This is a genomic window from Pseudomonas sp. BIGb0176 (assembly GCF_024810175.1).
Taxonomy (GTDB): domain Bacteria; phylum Pseudomonadota; class Gammaproteobacteria; order Pseudomonadales; family Pseudomonadaceae; genus Aquipseudomonas; species Aquipseudomonas protegens.
Genome location: NZ_JANUEC010000001.1, coordinates 141021 through 155405 on the forward strand (window position 1 = coordinate 141021; position 14385 = coordinate 155405).

Annotated in this window: 18 protein-coding genes; 7 read left to right on the top strand and 11 right to left on the bottom strand. The window is 65.7% G+C overall.

All coding sequences use genetic code 11. From position 1 onward, the window contains the following. Position 1: 1 nt before the first annotated feature. From M2395_RS00430 to ampC, 3 genes are all read right to left on the bottom strand, one after another. Positions 2-697 (bottom strand): hypothetical protein, encoded by a 696-nt coding sequence (locus M2395_RS00430; protein ID WP_011062339.1) that lies wholly within the window; start codon positions 695-697, stop codon positions 2-4. A 129-nt stretch (positions 698-826) separates the two neighbouring features. Next, complete coding sequence (gene pcsA, locus M2395_RS00435; RefSeq protein ID WP_011062338.1) at positions 827-1543, bottom strand: phosphatidylcholine synthase; 717 nt, start codon at positions 1541-1543, stop codon at positions 827-829. 296 nt (positions 1544-1839) lie between these two features. Continuing rightward, positions 1840-3012, bottom strand: a complete 1173-nt coding sequence (ampC, locus tag M2395_RS00440) for a class C beta-lactamase (protein WP_011062337.1) — start codon at positions 3010-3012, stop codon at positions 1840-1842. A 227-nt stretch (positions 3013-3239) separates the two neighbouring features. Here ampC and gcvA point away from each other — a divergent pair, with 227 nt between their 5' ends. Then, positions 3240-4115, top strand: a complete 876-nt coding sequence (gene gcvA / locus M2395_RS00445; protein ID WP_011062336.1) for a transcriptional regulator GcvA — start codon at positions 3240-3242, stop codon at positions 4113-4115. 3 nt (positions 4116-4118) lie between these two features. Here the strand turns inward: gcvA and M2395_RS00450 are convergent, their stop codons facing one another. The 5 genes from M2395_RS00450 to M2395_RS00470 form a co-directional block, all read right to left on the bottom strand. Next, positions 4119-4337: a YXWGXW repeat-containing protein gene (locus tag M2395_RS00450; RefSeq protein ID WP_011062335.1), complete on the bottom strand. Its 219-nt coding sequence runs from the start codon at positions 4335-4337 to the stop codon at positions 4119-4121. Positions 4338-4428: 91 nt separating this feature from the next. Next, complete coding sequence (locus M2395_RS00455) at positions 4429-4896, bottom strand: periplasmic heavy metal sensor (RefSeq protein ID WP_011062334.1); 468 nt, start codon at positions 4894-4896, stop codon at positions 4429-4431. Positions 4897-4904: 8 nt separating this feature from the next. Continuing rightward, positions 4905-5336, bottom strand: coding sequence for a hypothetical protein (locus M2395_RS00460; protein ID WP_053159540.1), 432 nt, complete (start codon positions 5334-5336; stop codon positions 4905-4907). Further along, entirely contained in the window at positions 5333-5914 is a 582-nt protein-coding gene (locus tag M2395_RS00465) for an RNA polymerase sigma factor (RefSeq protein ID WP_015636390.1), read from the bottom strand. Before M2395_RS00465 ends, M2395_RS00460 begins: the two co-directional genes overlap by 4 nt. Before the next feature lie 48 nt (positions 5915-5962). Then, the gene (locus M2395_RS00470; RefSeq protein ID WP_123430447.1) at positions 5963-6280 is read right to left on the bottom strand and encodes a YXWGXW repeat-containing protein; all 318 of its coding nucleotides are present in this window, start codon (positions 6278-6280) and stop codon (positions 5963-5965) included. Between the two features lie 539 nt (positions 6281-6819). Between M2395_RS00470 and M2395_RS00475 the strand changes: the two genes are divergently transcribed. Next, positions 6820-7635, top strand: a complete 816-nt coding sequence (locus M2395_RS00475) for a helix-turn-helix domain-containing protein (RefSeq protein WP_011062330.1) — start codon at positions 6820-6822, stop codon at positions 7633-7635. Positions 7636-7837: 202 nt separating this feature from the next. Further along, positions 7838-8254 carry a hypothetical protein gene (locus M2395_RS00480; RefSeq protein ID WP_011062329.1) on the top strand — a complete coding sequence of 139 codons (417 nt, stop codon included), beginning with the start codon at positions 7838-7840 and terminating at the stop codon, positions 8252-8254. A gap of 17 nt (positions 8255-8271) precedes the next feature. On the opposite strand, the gene M2395_RS00485 is transcribed toward M2395_RS00480, so the two are convergent. The 3 genes from M2395_RS00485 to M2395_RS00495 all read right to left on the bottom strand — a co-directional run bounded on the left by M2395_RS00485 (position 8272) and on the right by M2395_RS00495 (position 9851). Further along, entirely contained in the window at positions 8272-8718 is a 447-nt protein-coding gene (locus M2395_RS00485) for a GNAT family acetyltransferase (RefSeq protein ID WP_011062328.1), read from the bottom strand. 41 nt (positions 8719-8759) lie between these two features. Next, positions 8760-9206, bottom strand: a complete 447-nt coding sequence (locus tag M2395_RS00490; RefSeq protein WP_015636386.1) for a hypothetical protein — start codon at positions 9204-9206, stop codon at positions 8760-8762. Positions 9207-9275: 69 nt separating this feature from the next. Then, the gene (locus tag M2395_RS00495) at positions 9276-9851 is read right to left on the bottom strand and encodes a helix-turn-helix domain-containing protein (RefSeq protein ID WP_123430448.1); all 576 of its coding nucleotides are present in this window, start codon (positions 9849-9851) and stop codon (positions 9276-9278) included. Positions 9852-9975: 124 nt separating this feature from the next. On the opposite strand from M2395_RS00495, the gene M2395_RS00500 reads away from it, so the two are divergent. The 4 genes from M2395_RS00500 (at position 9976) to M2395_RS00515 (ending at position 14288) form a co-directional block, all read left to right on the top strand. Then, on the top strand, positions 9976-10128 hold the full coding sequence (locus M2395_RS00500; protein WP_011062326.1) for a hypothetical protein: 153 nt from the start codon (positions 9976-9978) through the stop codon (positions 10126-10128). A 93-nt stretch (positions 10129-10221) separates the two neighbouring features. Continuing rightward, positions 10222-10722 (top strand): sigma-70 family RNA polymerase sigma factor, encoded by a 501-nt coding sequence (locus M2395_RS00505; protein WP_011062325.1) that lies wholly within the window; start codon positions 10222-10224, stop codon positions 10720-10722. 43 nt (positions 10723-10765) lie between these two features. Continuing rightward, positions 10766-11749 (top strand): FecR family protein, encoded by a 984-nt coding sequence (locus M2395_RS00510; RefSeq protein ID WP_053159534.1) that lies wholly within the window; start codon positions 10766-10768, stop codon positions 11747-11749. Between the two features lie 97 nt (positions 11750-11846). Continuing rightward, the gene (locus M2395_RS00515; RefSeq protein WP_077934523.1) at positions 11847-14288 is read left to right on the top strand and encodes a TonB-dependent receptor; all 2442 of its coding nucleotides are present in this window, start codon (positions 11847-11849) and stop codon (positions 14286-14288) included. Positions 14289-14385 lie beyond the last annotated feature (97 nt).

A 14385-nucleotide genomic window follows, 5' to 3' on the forward strand; every position in this document is an offset into this window, starting at 1 on the left:
TTCAACTCAGGCTGGCTTCGATCACCAGGACATTGGCGCTGGCGGTGCGCACGTTAAAGCAACGCGTGGGGCTGATGGTGGAGCCTGCTTCGATCAGCACTTCCTGTTCATGTTCCATGCCGGCGCCGCCTTTGCGATAGACCACGGCCTTGCGGTTGCCGTAGGGCGCGCTGAGGATCCAGATCGCCGGGGCTGGGTTGGGGGCCGGGAGCAGGTCGTTGTACGCATGCCAGGCGGCAATCTGCGGGCACAAAGAGGTCGAGAGCGGTTTGTTGGTGACGAAGGTTGCTACCTCGCTCGGGCGGCAGGAACCACCGTGGAACAGCACCTGGCCGGGGGCGATAAACCGTCCGAAGTGCCTGACCTCGGTATTCAAGGTGTCCGCAGTGAACTTGCCAGATGCTCTTTGATACTCCTTGAGCGGTGCGGAATCCTTGAGGTAGGGCATGGCCGCCTTGGCTTGCCTGAGCTGGGGGTGCACTTGGAGTTGGCGGCGGAATTCGTTGACCACGCCCGAACCGACGTAGTGGCCCAGGGTGTGCAGCACAAAGTCCCTGGCGTTACGCACGGTCTGTTGCACGCGCAAGGGCCGGGTTGGCCAGTTGTTCTTCAGCGCGGCCTCGTGATACAGCCGTTCCCGCTCATCCGGAGGGCTGTCGCTGATGGGGTAGAGGTCGATCAAGGGAAGGTGGGTCATGGGGGGCTGGCCTGGTACTCATTCGCGGCGGGCGGCGGGCAAATAGTCGCCAAGCCTCTGCTGCAGAGGCTTGGGCGCAGGAGTCTTGCATGCTTGCCGGGCCCCGGCAATGGTTCGTGCGGCCCGGGTTCAGCTGGCCTTGCTGAACCATTCCTGGGCCGAACGCCACAGGCACACGCCGAGAAAGTAGGCCGAGGCTGCCAGCCACAAGCCCATGATCGGCGGGCTGTGCAGCGGGTGGCTGAGGATCAGCAGCGCGCCGCTGAGCAGCCAGACGAAGGTCACGATGATGTTCAGCCCCATCCACTTGCGTACCCGGAACGGATGCAGGAACTGCACCCGGGTGGCGGTCAGCAGGGCCAGGGCGAAGATGCTCAGCAGGCTCAGCCAGGGGCCGGGCTCGATCAGGTAGAAGCACAGGGCGACCACGTTCCAGGCCGCGGGAAAGCCCTGGAAGTAGTTGTCGTGGCTCTTCATGTTGACGTTGCAGAAACACAGCAGCGACGACAGCAGGATCAGCGAGGTGGCCAGCAGCGCGCTGTATTCCGGCAGGGGAATGTAGCGGTAGATGAACAGCGCCGGGATAAACACATAGGTCAGGTAGTCGATCACCAGGTCCAGCACGGAGCCGTCGATGTTGGGCAGCACCGAGCTGGTCTTGACCTTGCGCGCCAGGGAGCCGTCGACGCCATCCACCAGCAGCGCCACCCCCAGCCATAGCAGGCAGGCCTTGGGCTGGTTGTCGAACAGTGCCAGGGTGGCGAGCAAGGCACTGACCACCCCGGTGGCGGTGAAGCCATGGGCGCCCCAGGCTTTGATTCTGGCAATCTGCAGGGTCGATATCACGGACGTTTCTCCAGCGGCTGTGGTGCCCGGGCGATGTCCGGCGCAGCAGCGCCGGCAAGCCTGGCCAGGTTGCAGTTATCGACCGGAAAGCCTGGCAGAAGGTTCAGCGCGAACCTTGAATCAGGCCCGGCGCTGCAAGCGCCGGGCCAGTGGCTGGCCTGGCCCGAGTGCGCGGTCGAGGAGGCTGGTTTGAGTCTAGGCGCCACTCTGGACGAGGCAACAGGAAAAACGCCACGTGACCGAAGATCAGGTGGCGTTGCGGGCAGGCGCAGGCACCGGAGGGGCTGCCGGGTTGATTACTTCCCGGTCTCCAGGGCCGTGAGGATGGCGTGGGCGGCCTTGATCCGTTCCTCGTTGGGGTAGTTCTTGTTGGCCAGCAGGACAATGCCGATCTGCTGGCTCGGCACGAACACTACATAGGCGCCGAAACCGCTGGTGGAACCGGTCTTGTTGTACAGCGCGTCGGCCTTGGGGGCTGCGGCCGGGGTCAGCCATTGCACCGGGTGCGGCTCAAGGGCCATGGCCGATGAGTTGCCCGCCAGCAGGCGCGCCAGGGGCACCGGGTAGGCGTAGCGCTCCCAGCCCAGGCCCTGGGTCATGTCGCCAACCTGGTAGTAGCCGCTCTGGGTCGCCACCATGGCTTGTTGCAGGGGGCGGTCGAACTGGCCCGGTTGCAGGTTGCCGGCAATGAATTGCAGCAGGTCCGGGGCGCTGGTCTTGACCCCGTAGGCTTCGGCGTCCAGCGGCCCGGGGCTGAGGCGGATCGGCCGGTTCTGCTTGTCGTAGCCCTGGGCGTAGTGCCCCAGTTGGTCCTTGGGCAGATGGATGTAGCTGTGCTTGAGGCCGAATTTGGGAAACAGCGTCTGCTCCATCAACCGGTCGAAGGGCTGGCCCAGGCTGCGGGCGGCCAGGTAGCCGAGCAGGCCGATGCTGGGGTTGGAATACTGGCGCTGGGTGCCGGGGCTGAAGGTGGGTTTCCAGGTGTTGTAGTAGTCCAGGGTCTTGTCTTCACCCTGCACCTCGTCGGGGAACTGCAAGGGCAGGCCGCCGGCGGTGTAGGTGCCCAGCTGCAGCAGGCTGATGCCGTCGAAGGCACTGCCGCGCAGGGCCGGCAGGTACTGGCTGGCGTGGTCCTCAAGGGCCAGCTTGCCGCTGGCCTGAGCGTAGCCGGCGAGGGTGGCGGTGTAGGTCTTGCTCACCGAACCCACCTCGAACAGGGTGTCGTTGTCCACCGGCTGTTGATTGTCCTTGGAGGCAACCCCGTAGTTAAAGTAATGTCGCTTGCCGTTGGCGATGATCGCCACCGCCATGCCGGGAATGCCCTGCTGGTGCATCAGCGGGCGGATGGTGGCGTCCACGGTGGTTTTCAGAGCGCTGTCTGCGGTGGTCTCGGCGAAGGCGCTGGAGGCGCCCAGTAGCAGTGCGCAGGCGCTGATGACGCTTAGTCCGGTCAAGGTTGTGTGCCGCATGATTGGTTGGTTTCCCTGGGTTCTGGTTATGTACGCCGCGTTTGTCCCAGCGGCTTTGCGGCCTCGGCGTTCTTCGTGGGAACGCTCCGGGCGGCCTGCCCGCGAAGCCTTCCTGGCTCAGGAGGGCGTGGCCGGTGCTGCGCGAGCGAGGCCAATGTAGGCAGTTTACGGCGCATCGACAAACGACCATATTTCGCACGAGCCATTAGAAAAACTAGGGAATGCCCATGCTCCGCCCCCATCTGCCACTGAATGCGCTGCGGGCTTTCGAAGCCTCGGCCCGGCACTTGAGTTTCACCCGTGCGGCCATCGAGCTGTGCGTGACCCAGGCGGCGGTCAGCCACCAGGTCAAGAGCCTGGAGGCCCAGCTCAACGTCACCCTGTTCAAGCGCCTGCCCAGGGGCCTGATGCTCACCAGCGAAGGCGAGACCCTGCTGCCGGTGCTGCGCGAATGCTTCGACCGCATCGCCCAGACCCTGGGACGATTCGAGGGTGGGCACTATCGTGAAGTGCTGACGGTGGGCGCGGTGGGCACCTTCGCCGTGGGCTGGCTGCTGCCGCGGCTGGAGGACTTCCAGGCACGCCATCCCTATGTCGACCTGCGCCTGAGCACCAACAATAACCGGGTGGACGTGGCGGCGGAGGGCCTGGACTATGCCATCCGCTTTGGCACCGGGGCCTGGCACGGCATCGAGGCGCTGGCGTTGTTGCAGGCGCCACTGTCGGTCTTGTGCGTGCCGGAACTTGCCCGCCAGTTGCACAGCCCGGCGGACCTGCTGGGGCAGACCTTGCTGCGCTCCTACCGCACCGACGAATGGCCGCAGTGGTTCCAGGCGGCGGGGCTGGGGGCCAACAGCCTGTTGCCCCAGAGCGTGGTCTTCGACTCGTCCCTGGGCATGCTCGAAGCGGCGCTGCAAGGCCTGGGCGTGGCCCTGGCGCCGCCCTTGATGTTCCAGCGCCAGTTGGCCAGTGGCGCGGTGGTGCAGCCCTTCGACATCGGCATTGTCACCGGCAGCTACTGGCTGACCCGCCTGCAATCCCGGGCCGAAACCCCGGCCATGGGCGCGTTCAAGGCCTGGCTGCTGGAAGCGGTGGCAGGCTAGCCATCAATAGCGCCAATGCCCCGGTGTCCAGACCCACTGGCCGGCGTGCCAGCGGTAATGCCCGGCAACCCAGTGATAGCTCGGCGCCGGCGCCATCGGAATCACCTCGACAATGGGCGGCGGCGGTGGCGGCCGGCGAGGGTGGGCCGGGGCCACCACGCAGCCTGCCAGGGTGGTGCCAAGCAAGGTGGCGATGAGAATGCTTTGGATCGTACGAAGCATGGGCGGTTTCCTGAGGGGGGCAGTGGGCCCGCGGCCATCGCGGGCGGTTGAGGGTTGAACGTGGCCCGGGGCGAAATCCGTCGCCGGGCCTTCAATCTCTATTGGCTGCGCGGTTTTTCCCCGGGCCCCGCAGGTACATGGCGTCCACCAGTTGCTGGCGCTCCTTGAGCGACAGGCTGCCGGCAAAGTCGGCCAGGACCTCGTCGACCCGGGCCCGCAGGGCGATGTCGGCATCCCGGGACTTGCCCAGTTGGGCATCCAGGGCATTGCGGTCCAGTGGTTCGGCCCCCAGTTCACGCACCACCGCCTGGCGCGCCTCGCGCCCAGCGATGATCAGCGGCTGGCTATCGATGCGAGTCTGGCGCAGCAACTGGCGCAACTGGCGCCGGCGCTCTTCCGGCATCTGCGCCATGGCCTGGCGCAGGCCGTGCTGGGGTACCGCCAGGGCCTGGGCCGGCTTGGGGTGGCCAAGCCACTGATAGAGGCCGCCGGCCACGCCGCCGATCAGGAACACGTTGATCAGCAGCGACAGCACCAGGCAGGTTTTCAGCGCACGCATGGACAGGCTCACTGTTCGGCCTCCTCGGCATTGATGCTCAGGACGAATTCCGCATCGCTCTGGTCGAACACGCTGGGCAGGGCCTCGGCGGAGGTCGACAGCGGCAGGCTCAGGGCCACCGCAAGCATGCCGGCGGCGACTCCGGTAAGGCCGACCCCGACCCAGCCCAGGGAGGCCAGCCAGCCGGCGTAGCGGCTCCAGAACGGCGCGCCGGGCTGCTGCGCGGCGGCGATGATGCGCTGGGCCAGGGCCGGGCTCGGTGCGGGCACCTGGTAGCGGTCCAGCTGGCTGTCGAGCCAGTGCGCCTGGCGCAGGGCTGCCACGGCCTGGGCATCACCGCAGTCGAGCAGGGCCTGGGCGGCGGCGCGTTCAGCGCTGGGCCAGCGTTGCAGGTCGGCGCCATAGGCGTCGGCCAGGTGCACGAAGCGTTCGTGGGTCATGGTTTTCTCCTTCCTGAGAGGTCTGCGCCGGGGGCCTCGGCGAGGTGGCTGCGCAGGTTGCGCCGGGCCCGCGACAGCAGGCTTTCCAGGGCTTCGACGCTGATCTGCATCAGCGCCGCGGCCTCGGTGTTGGACAGTTCCTGGTAGTACTGCAGGACGATCGCCTCGCGCTGGCGATCCGGCAGCTGGTCCAGGGCCTGGGCCATGCGCCGGCTCTGCGCGCTGGCCTCCAGTTGTTCATCGGGCGCCGGGCGGGTGTCCAGGGCCTCGCAGGCGTGCTCGCTATCGACCGGCACATGTTCCTTGCGCCGGCGCAGGCGGTCGTAGCACAGGTTCAGCGCCACCCGGTGCAACCAGGTGTCGAACCGTGCCTGTTCGCTGCGCCAACTGGCGGCCTGTTTCCAGATCCGCAGGAAGCTCTCCTGGGCGATGTCCCGGGCTTCGTCGGCATCCCCCAGCAGCCTGCTGGCCAGGGCCAGCAGGCGTGGCAGCTTGCGCGTGACCATTTCCTTCACGGCCTGCGCGTCGTTGTTGCCGATGCGTTTGAGCAACTCCAGATCCGGGTCGGTTTCGTTCAAGTGGGCAAGTCTCGGTGCGCTAACGGGGTAGTCCAGGGCATCACGGCATCAGCGCACCCAGCGGCCTTCGACCCAGTACCAGCGCGGCCCATGGGCCTGCCAATGCCCGGGCATCCAGCGCCCGCGCTGTATCACCGGTTGCCAGTGGCCGGGCACCCAGACGTAGCCGTGCCCGCGCCAGCGCCAGTTGCCGCGGTCCCAGGCGTAGCCGGGGCGGGCCACCGGCATCGGCTCATAGCGCATGGGCGGTGGTGCCTGCTGGATGATGATGGTTTCGGCATAGGAGGGCGTGCTTGCCAGCGCACCAAGTGCCAGGGGGATCAGCAGCAATGTGCGCAGACGCAGCAGGGAACGGACAAGCTTCATGATGACTCCTTCAGGCCTGCGTTCACTGATGAACGCAGCTGATGGGTTCAACGATAGATGGGCTGGGAATCCGTCGCGGGCAAATGAAATTTTTATCCGCGCCCGGTTCAACCCGGGTTCAGCTGGCGGGGGCAGGGCGCTGGCAGCGGCGGCTGGAAATATTTGTGCAGGGGCGGCGACGGATCTCTGCGCGCTGCGCCGTTGAATCAGTAACCGTGCAGCCACGGCTGGCGATGGTCGCCAGCGGCGCTTGCCGGTCGTATCACTGAACCCATGAGGAATTCACCATGTCCCGTCGCATTGCACTGCTGATTGTCATGGCCGCCCTGCTCTCCCTGGGCGGTTGCGTGGTTTACCCCGGGCACTACCACGGCTGCTGCTATCGCTATGGCTATTACCGCTAGGGCACTGGGATTAAGAGCGCGTGCCCCGCGGTTCTTGGCTAACCCCCAGGGGCCCGGCACAATCCTCGACCTTGCAGGGCTTGCCTGGCCGTCAGACGGATGGCGGGCATGCCCCGATGCCGTGGAGGAAGGTGGATGCCCGTCTTGAACGAACAGGATCAGCCCCAGGATCCGGATGCGATTGCGCGCCCGGTGTGCGCCTTGCGCATCTCGACTCAGGAACAGCGCTGGGAGCGGCCGTGGCACAGCCACCGCAAGGCCCAGCTGCTGTTCCCATTGTCCGGCGTGCTCAGTTGCGAGAGCGCCGAGGGCCTGTGGCTGGCACCGCCGCAATGCGCAGTATGGATCCCCAGCGCCACCGACCATCGGGTCCAGGGGTTGGAGAACGCCCTGGGCTATTGCCTGTTCGTCGAGCCCGAGCATGCCCGCTCACTGCCGCAGGCCTGCTGCACCCTGGCAGTGTCGCCCCTATTGCAGGAGCTGCTGCAACGCTGCGCGCAATTGCCCTATCTCTATGACCAGCAGGGTGCCGAGGGGCGGTTGATGGCCGTGGCCCTGGACGAGCTGGCGGCGGCGCCCCGGGAGCAGATCCACCTGCCCATGCCCCGGCATGAACAGCTGCGGCGCCTGGCCGGGCAGATCCTTGAACAGCCGGAACGCCGCCTGAGCCTTGGGCAATGGGCCGAGCAGATCGGCCTCAGCGAACGCAGCCTGAGCCGTCTGATTGTGGCCGAGACCGGCCTGAGCTTCGGCCGCTGGCAGCGCCAGTTGCACATTCTTCTGGGGCTCAAGCAATTGGGCCGGGGCGACTCGGTGGAACGGGTCGCGCTGACCCTGGGCTATGACAGCGCCAGCGCCTTTATCCGCATGTTCAAGAAAGCCGTAGGCCAGCCGCCGGGGCGCTTCTTTGCCGAACGCCGCCAGGCCCTGGAACACGACCTACCCCTGTAGCCGCCGCGCCCGCGAGGCTGCGCAAAGGCTCGCAGGGCCTTGCTTGACGCACACCAGCGCCTGCAAAACCGCCACGGCTACCTCCATCACTGCGGTCGTTTGGCCGGATTGATCAATAATTTGTCAATCTCGACTGATGCGGACAGGTTTATACGGGAAGATGATAACCATTCTTGTTTGTCAGCTTTCTTGAGGTGTTCCCATGTACTTCGATCATCAGCATTTTCCCCTGGTCTGGATGCGCCCCGCCAAAGGCGCCGGGCAGCCGGGAGTCGAGCCGTTCCAGCAGTTGGAGGCGTTGATGCAGCGCGGTCAGGCCTTCGTCCTGATGAGCGATGCCATGCCCGATCCTGCGCAGCGCAACACCGAGCAGAGCAAGGCATTGCTCAAGCAGGGGGCGTTATGGATGAAACGCAACAAGGCGGCGATCCGTCGCTGGATCAAGGCCATGATCGTCATTGCCCCGGAGCCCGAGGCCCAGGCCGGGGTCGAGGCCTTTGCCGATACCTATGAAAAGTTCTGGGGTTATCCGCTGTTGCACAGTGCCTCGCCGCTGGCGGCTGCCAGCCTGGCCCAGCAACTGCTGGCGCCACCGCGCAGCAACCGGCACAACTGGTGAGGGCGGGGCGGCGGCCCCTAGCCACGCAGGTGTTCGGGTAGGTTGGCGCTGATCACCTTGCCCATGCTGATCCGCGGTTCGACCTGATAGCCCAGGGCCTGGTAGAAGCTTTGCACGGCGGCGTTGCTGCTGAGGATCTGCAGGTTGATCTTCAGGCAGCCGCGGCCCTGCAGGGCTTGTTCGCCATGGCGCACCAGGGCCCGGCCAGTGCCGAGCCGGCGCTGTTGCGGGTCCACCGCCAGGGCGTAGAGCCAGCCGCGGTGGCCGTCATAGCCGGCCATCAGGGTGCCTATGACCTGTCCTTGGTCCAGGGCGACGAAGAACAGAGCGTCATCCACCGCGAGCTTGCGGTCGATGGCCAGGCTCGGGGTGTTGTGGGCCGTGTCGTAGCCGAAGCTGCGGTTCCACAGGTCGATCACGGGCTGGCGATGGTGGGGGTTGCTGTATTCGACGATCTGGATCATGGCGTGGCTCGTTAAAGTGTGGGAGCACAGAAGGGCGGGTTTCAGTCCTGATGGCCGGGCCAGGTTTCGGTGGGGAAATAGGCCTCCAGCCCCGGCTCCTTGTGGTCCACCCCGTCCCGGGTCCAGTAGCAGCTCAAGCGGGAGTAGTTGTCCAGGTCGCCGCGCACCAGGCAGGTGGCGTTGTGCCCCGGCCAGCTGAAACGCAGCACATCGGCCTCGGCCATGGTGGCCCGCTCCACTTTGCCGGTGGCGGTGGTGGTCTTGCCGTCGATGGTCTTGACCAGGGTCAGGGCCTGGTTCTCGTAGCGGATCACCGCGGTGCCCGAGTAGGTCGGCCCGCCATCGGGCTCCTTGCCGATCAGCATGAACTGGCCGGGCACCATGCTGTAGTAGATGTGAAGGTCCTGGTCCTGCTTGGGGGCGGCCTGGGCAGCAAGGCTGGCCAGCAGCAGGCCGAGGAGGGGCGCGCGGCGGGAGAAATACGGCATTGATGCTCACTCCTGTTGAGGCGGGGGGCCATGATTCCAGACTTGGCCCTGCAGATAAATGCCCGGGCTCTAGCGATGTTCGATGATCAGGATCGCCGTGGTGTCGGCCTCCAGGGCTTCGAACACGTGGGGCAGGTCGGCGCTGTAGCGGATGTAGTCGCCGGCCTCCAGGCTCACCGGGCTGTCCGCAGGCCCGGCCAGGGCCCGCCCGCTGCAGATCACCAGGTGTTCCACGGTGCCCGGCAGGTGGGCCTTGGACTGGCGCGCCTGGCCGGGTTGCGCCTTCAGGCGATACAGGTCGCGCTGCGCCCCCGGCGGGCAGTCATCGAGCAGGGTCGCCGCGTAGTGGGCATCCTCGGCATGGGCGGTGGTGCCTTCGTGGGCACGGATGACTTTCAGCTGATGCGCCGGTTGCTGGAAAAACCGCGTCACCTGCAAGCCCATGGCCTGGGCCAGGGCCCACAGGGTCTCGATGCTCGGGTTGCCCAGCCCGGCTTCCAGCTGGGACAGGGTGGACTTGGCCACCGCAGCCCGCTTGGCCAGTTCCGAAACGGAGAAACCAGCGTTCAGGCGCTCGCGCTTGATGGCCATGGCCAGCAGGCCGATGGGCGACAGGGAGGTTGGGTCGTTCGTTTTATCGTTCATATCTCTATTAAATCATCCTTGATTCTCTTGACGCAGATAAATTTAGCCGTTCATTATATCGGTTAATTGTTCGGTATAAATAAAACAAGGGCGCCGAGATGAACCGATTGTACAAGGCGGGCCCATGGGCCTGAGCCTGCGCCTGATGGTCATTCCGTACCACGAAATCTACCTGGCCGTGCATTGCCTGGCCCACCTGCAACAGTGCCTGGGGGACTGGCTGGTGGCGGGGCAGACTCACCTGTTTGTCGAGTCGCCGCGCTGGTACAGCCGCTAGGGCCGACCGCCGGGCGGGAGGTGGGCGGTGAATCCATTGCCTGCATTAATGCGAAGCATTACTATTCACGCCCCACTTCCCCAGCGCCCCGCGATGACAGCCAAGCCGCCCCGCAGACCAGGCTTTTTCGAGCACTACGAAGAGTTGATCGGCACCTGGACCCGGCGCTTGCGCAATCGCCAGCAGGCCGAGGACCTGGCCCACGACACCTTTGTCCGGGTGCTGGAATCCGATGCCGCCACGGTGCAGCAGCCGCGCGCCTACCTGCATCAGACCGCGCGCAATATCGCCGTGGATGCCTTTCGCCGAGAAGACCGGCGCGGTGCCCTGGAAGAACAGGGGGTCCACCTCAGCGTGTCGCCCAGCGGCGACCCGGAGCATTTCATGCACGCGATCCAGTTGGCCGATTCCATCGAACGGGCGCTTGGCGAGTTACCGGTCAACTGTCGCAAGGTGTTTGTCTGGCAGAAGATCGAGGGCCTGACCCAGGCCGAGATCGCCGAGCGCCTGGGGCTGTCAAAGAACATGGTGGAAAAGTATATGATCCGCACCCTGCGGCATCTGCGCGACCGTCTGGACGGGTCGGCCCCATGATCAGTCGTGGCGATTTCTCACCCTCTGCCAAACAGGAATTTGCATGATGGACAGCCGCGATTGCGCCAGCGCGCAGGCCAGGATTCGTGACGAGGCGGCGGCCTGGTTCACGCGGCTGCAGGAGCCCGAGGTGAGCCCGGAGCAGCAACTGCGGTTCCAGCAGTGGCTGGCCGAGGATCCGCAGCACCGGCACGAGTTTCAGTTGCTCGAAGCCCTGTGGGCGGCCACCGACCTGGTGCCCAGGGCGCGCCTGCAAGCGCTGTGCGCCACCCCGCCGGCCAAGGCCCGGCGGCGCCCGCTGCTGCGCTTTGCCCTGGCTGCCGGGGTGGCGACGCTGGCCTTGGGCCTGGGGCTGTTCAGTGGCCTCAACCAGCCGGTTTCCTACAGTGCGCAATTCGTGACCGCCCTGGGCGAGCGCCGCCATGTGGCCTTGCCCGATGGCTCGCAGATCGACCTGAACAGCCGCAGCCACCTGCAGGTGCGTTATGCCAGGAACCAGCGGCTGATCAAGCTGGTGGAAGGCGAAGCCCTGTTCAACGTCGAGCACGACACGGATCGGCCCTTCGTGGTGGCGGCGGGAGCGGGCAAGGTCACGGTCACCGGCACCCGCTTCGATGTGCGCCGCGATGAGCGCCAGACCCGGGTGGCGGTGGAGCAGGGCCGGGTCAAGGTGCAGGGGCGCGACGCCGCGGCGGATGATTTCATTGCCCTGACCCCGGGCCAGGGCACCCATGTCGATGAGCACGGCAAGGTGGCTCAGGCCTACGCGGTGAACCCCGAGGCGCTCACGGCCTGGCGCAGCGGCAAGCTGGTATTCAACAACGCCTCCCTGGCCGAGGTGGTGGCCGAAGTCTCGCGTTATCGCGAACAGCCCCTGCGGGTGGCCAGCGCCGCAGTGGGTGAGCTGCGCCTGACCAGCGTGTTCAAGTCCGACGACACCCAGGCCCTGCTCAAGGCCCTGCCGAGCATCCTGCCGGTGGAGGTGCGGACCCTTGCCGACGGTAGCCAGGAAATTTTTTCACGTTAGATTCAGGTTTTTTTTCAGTTCATCGTCTTCTTGTCCAACTGCAACTGGTTTGCATTAACAGACGCACCTTTGTGTGATCGACAGGACTGCCGCCGACGTGAAAAAAATAGCCGTTTCTCCCGCCGTATCCCCGTTGCCCGCGCGCTGCTGGCTGCCCCTGGCCCTGGCCCTGGCGGTCAGTGCGGCCTTGCCCCAGGCCCAGGCCGGGCAAGCCGCCGCCATTCACATCCAGGCCCAGCCGCTGGGCCAGGCCCTGAGCCAGTTGGGCCTGCAGACCTCGTTGCAGGTGTTCTTCAGCCCCGAGCTGGTGGCCGGCAAGCAGGCCCCGGCGGTGGACGGCAACCTGTCCCCGGAACAGGCCCTGGGCCAGTTGCTCCAGGGCAGTGGCCTGCAATACCGGATCGACGGCGGTTCGGTGACCCTGAGCCCGGCTCCGGCAGCCACGGGCGGTGCCCTGGAACTGGGCACCAGCAGCATCAGCGTGGTGGGCGACTGGCTGGGCGATGCCGATGTGCAAAAGGTCCAGAACCACCCCGGTGCACGTACGGTGATCCGCCGTGAGGCCATGGTGGAGCAGGGCGCGATGAACGTCGGCGACGTGCTGCGCCGGGTGCCCGGGGTGCAGGTCCAGGATGCCAACGGCACCGGTGGCAGCGATATTTCCCTGAACGTCGGCGTGCGCGGCCTGACCTCGCGCCTGTCGCCGCGCTCCACGGTGCTGATCGACGGCGTGCCGGCGGCCTTTGCACCCTATGGCCAGCCGCAGTTGTCCATGGCGCCGATTTCCTCCGGCAACCTGGACAGCATCGATGTGGTGCGCGGCGCCGGTTCCGTACGCTACGGGCCGCAGAACGTCGGCGGGGTGATCAACTTCGTGACCCGGGCGATTCCGGAAAAGGCCACCGGGGAAATCGGCACCACCCTGGAAACCTCACGGCAGGGCGGCTGGAAGCACATCGACACGGCTTTCCTTGGCGGCACTGCGGACAACGGCCTGGGGGTGGCGCTGCTGTATTCCGGGGTCAACGGCAATGGCTACCGCGAGGGCAACAACGGCAACGACATCGACGACGTGATCCTCAAGACCCACTGGGCACCCACCGAGCAGGACGAGTTCTGGTTCAACCTGCATTACTACGACGCCACCGCCGACATGCCCGGCGGCCTGACCCAGAAGCAGTACGACGCCAAGCCCTACGACTCCGATCGCGACTGGGACAACTTCAGCGGCCGGCGCAAGGATGTGTCCTTCAAGTACCAGCGCCAGGTCGACGACCGCACCCAGTTCGAAGTGCTGACCTACTACTCCGACAGCTTCCGCGGCAGCAACATTGCCGCCAGCGACCAGAAGACCCTGGTCTCCTACCCGCGCACCTACTACACCTTTGGCATCGAGCCGCGGGTGTCCCATGTGTTCGACCTGGGGCCCACCACTCAGGAAGTCAGCGTGGGTTATCGCTACCTCAAGGAAGGCATGCATGAACAGGCCAGCCGCGTGGCCCTGGTGAACAACCAGCCGGTGCTCACCGCGGATTCCGACGGCCATGTCTACCAGGACCGTACCGGCGGCACCGAGGCCAATGCCTACTACATCGACGACAAGATCGACGTCGGCAACTGGACCATCACCCCGGGCATCCGCTTCGAGGACATCAGCACCAACTGGCACGACCGGCCGGTCCCGGGCACCAACGGCGTGCGAGTGCAGGAGAAGCGCCGCAGCATCGACAGCAACGAACCGCTGCCGGCCCTGAGCGTGATGTATCACCTGTCCGATGCCTGGAAGCTGTTCGCCAACTACGAGACTTCCTTTGGCAGCCTGCAGTACTTCCAGCTGGGCCAGGGCGGCAAGGGCGACCAGACGGCCAACGGCCTGAGCCCGGAGAAGGCCAAGACCTACGAGATCGGCACCCGCTACAACGATGATGTGTGGGGCGGTGAAGTGACGCTGTTCTACATCGACTTCGACGACGAGCTGCAATACATCAGCAACGACGTGGGCTGGACCAACCTGGGGGCCACCAAGCACCAGGGCCTGGAAGCCTCGATGCATTACGACCTGGCAGCCCTGGACCCGAGCCTTGACGGCCTGACCGCCAACGCCGGCTTCACCTACACCCGCGCCAGCTATGAAGGCGAGATCCCCGGCTTCAAGGGCCGCGACCTGCCGTTCTACTCGCGCCAGGTGGCCACTGTCGGCCTGCGCTACGACATTGACCGCTGGACCTACAACATCGACGCCTTCGCCCAGTCCAAGCAGCACTCGCCGGGCACCGGGGTGAACGCCAACGGCAGCTTCAACGGCAACTACATCACCGATGGCAGCGCCGATGGCCGGTACGGCGACATGCCGGGCTATGTGCTGTGGAACATCCGTGGTGGCTATGACTTCGGGCCGCAGTTGTCGAACCTGAAGCTGGGGGCCGGCGTGAAGAACGTCTTCGACCGCCAGTACTTCACCCGTTCCAGCGACAACAACTCGGGGATCTACGTGGGCGCGCCCCGGACCTTCTTTGTCCAGGCCAGCGTCGGCTTCTGACCCCCTTCGCTGGCAAGCCAGCTCCTACATGACGATGGCGCCTGTAGGAGCCGGCTTGCCGGCGAATCTCTGACGCAACGCAGAGTTCGGCCCATGG

Coding starts and splice junctions, on each gene's coding strand:
- M2395_RS00500 (WP_011062326.1), top strand. CDS start 9,976: ATGGGCCTGAGCCTGCGCCTGATGGTCATTCCGTACCACGAAATCTAC.
- M2395_RS00485 (WP_011062328.1), bottom strand. CDS start 8,718: ATGATCCAGATCGTCGAATACAGCAACCCCCACCATCGCCAGCCCGTG.
- M2395_RS00490 (WP_015636386.1), bottom strand. CDS start 9,206: ATGCCGTATTTCTCCCGCCGCGCGCCCCTCCTCGGCCTGCTGCTGGCC.
- gcvA (WP_011062336.1), top strand. CDS start 3,240: ATGCTCCGCCCCCATCTGCCACTGAATGCGCTGCGGGCTTTCGAAGCC.
- M2395_RS00430 (WP_011062339.1), bottom strand. CDS start 697: ATGACCCACCTTCCCTTGATCGACCTCTACCCCATCAGCGACAGCCCT.
- M2395_RS00450 (WP_011062335.1), bottom strand. CDS start 4,337: ATGCTTCGTACGATCCAAAGCATTCTCATCGCCACCTTGCTTGGCACC.
- ampC (WP_011062337.1), bottom strand. CDS start 3,012: ATGCGGCACACAACCTTGACCGGACTAAGCGTCATCAGCGCCTGCGCA.
- M2395_RS00510 (WP_053159534.1), top strand. CDS start 10,766: ATGATGGACAGCCGCGATTGCGCCAGCGCGCAGGCCAGGATTCGTGAC.
- M2395_RS00480 (WP_011062329.1), top strand. CDS start 7,838: ATGTACTTCGATCATCAGCATTTTCCCCTGGTCTGGATGCGCCCCGCC.
- M2395_RS00495 (WP_123430448.1), bottom strand. CDS start 9,851: ATGAACGATAAAACGAACGACCCAACCTCCCTGTCGCCCATCGGCCTG.
- M2395_RS00505 (WP_011062325.1), top strand. CDS start 10,222: ATGACAGCCAAGCCGCCCCGCAGACCAGGCTTTTTCGAGCACTACGAA.
- M2395_RS00475 (WP_011062330.1), top strand. CDS start 6,820: ATGCCCGTCTTGAACGAACAGGATCAGCCCCAGGATCCGGATGCGATT.
- M2395_RS00470 (WP_123430447.1), bottom strand. CDS start 6,280: ATGAAGCTTGTCCGTTCCCTGCTGCGTCTGCGCACATTGCTGCTGATC.
- M2395_RS00460 (WP_053159540.1), bottom strand. CDS start 5,336: ATGACCCACGAACGCTTCGTGCACCTGGCCGACGCCTATGGCGCCGAC.
- M2395_RS00455 (WP_011062334.1), bottom strand. CDS start 4,896: ATGCGTGCGCTGAAAACCTGCCTGGTGCTGTCGCTGCTGATCAACGTG.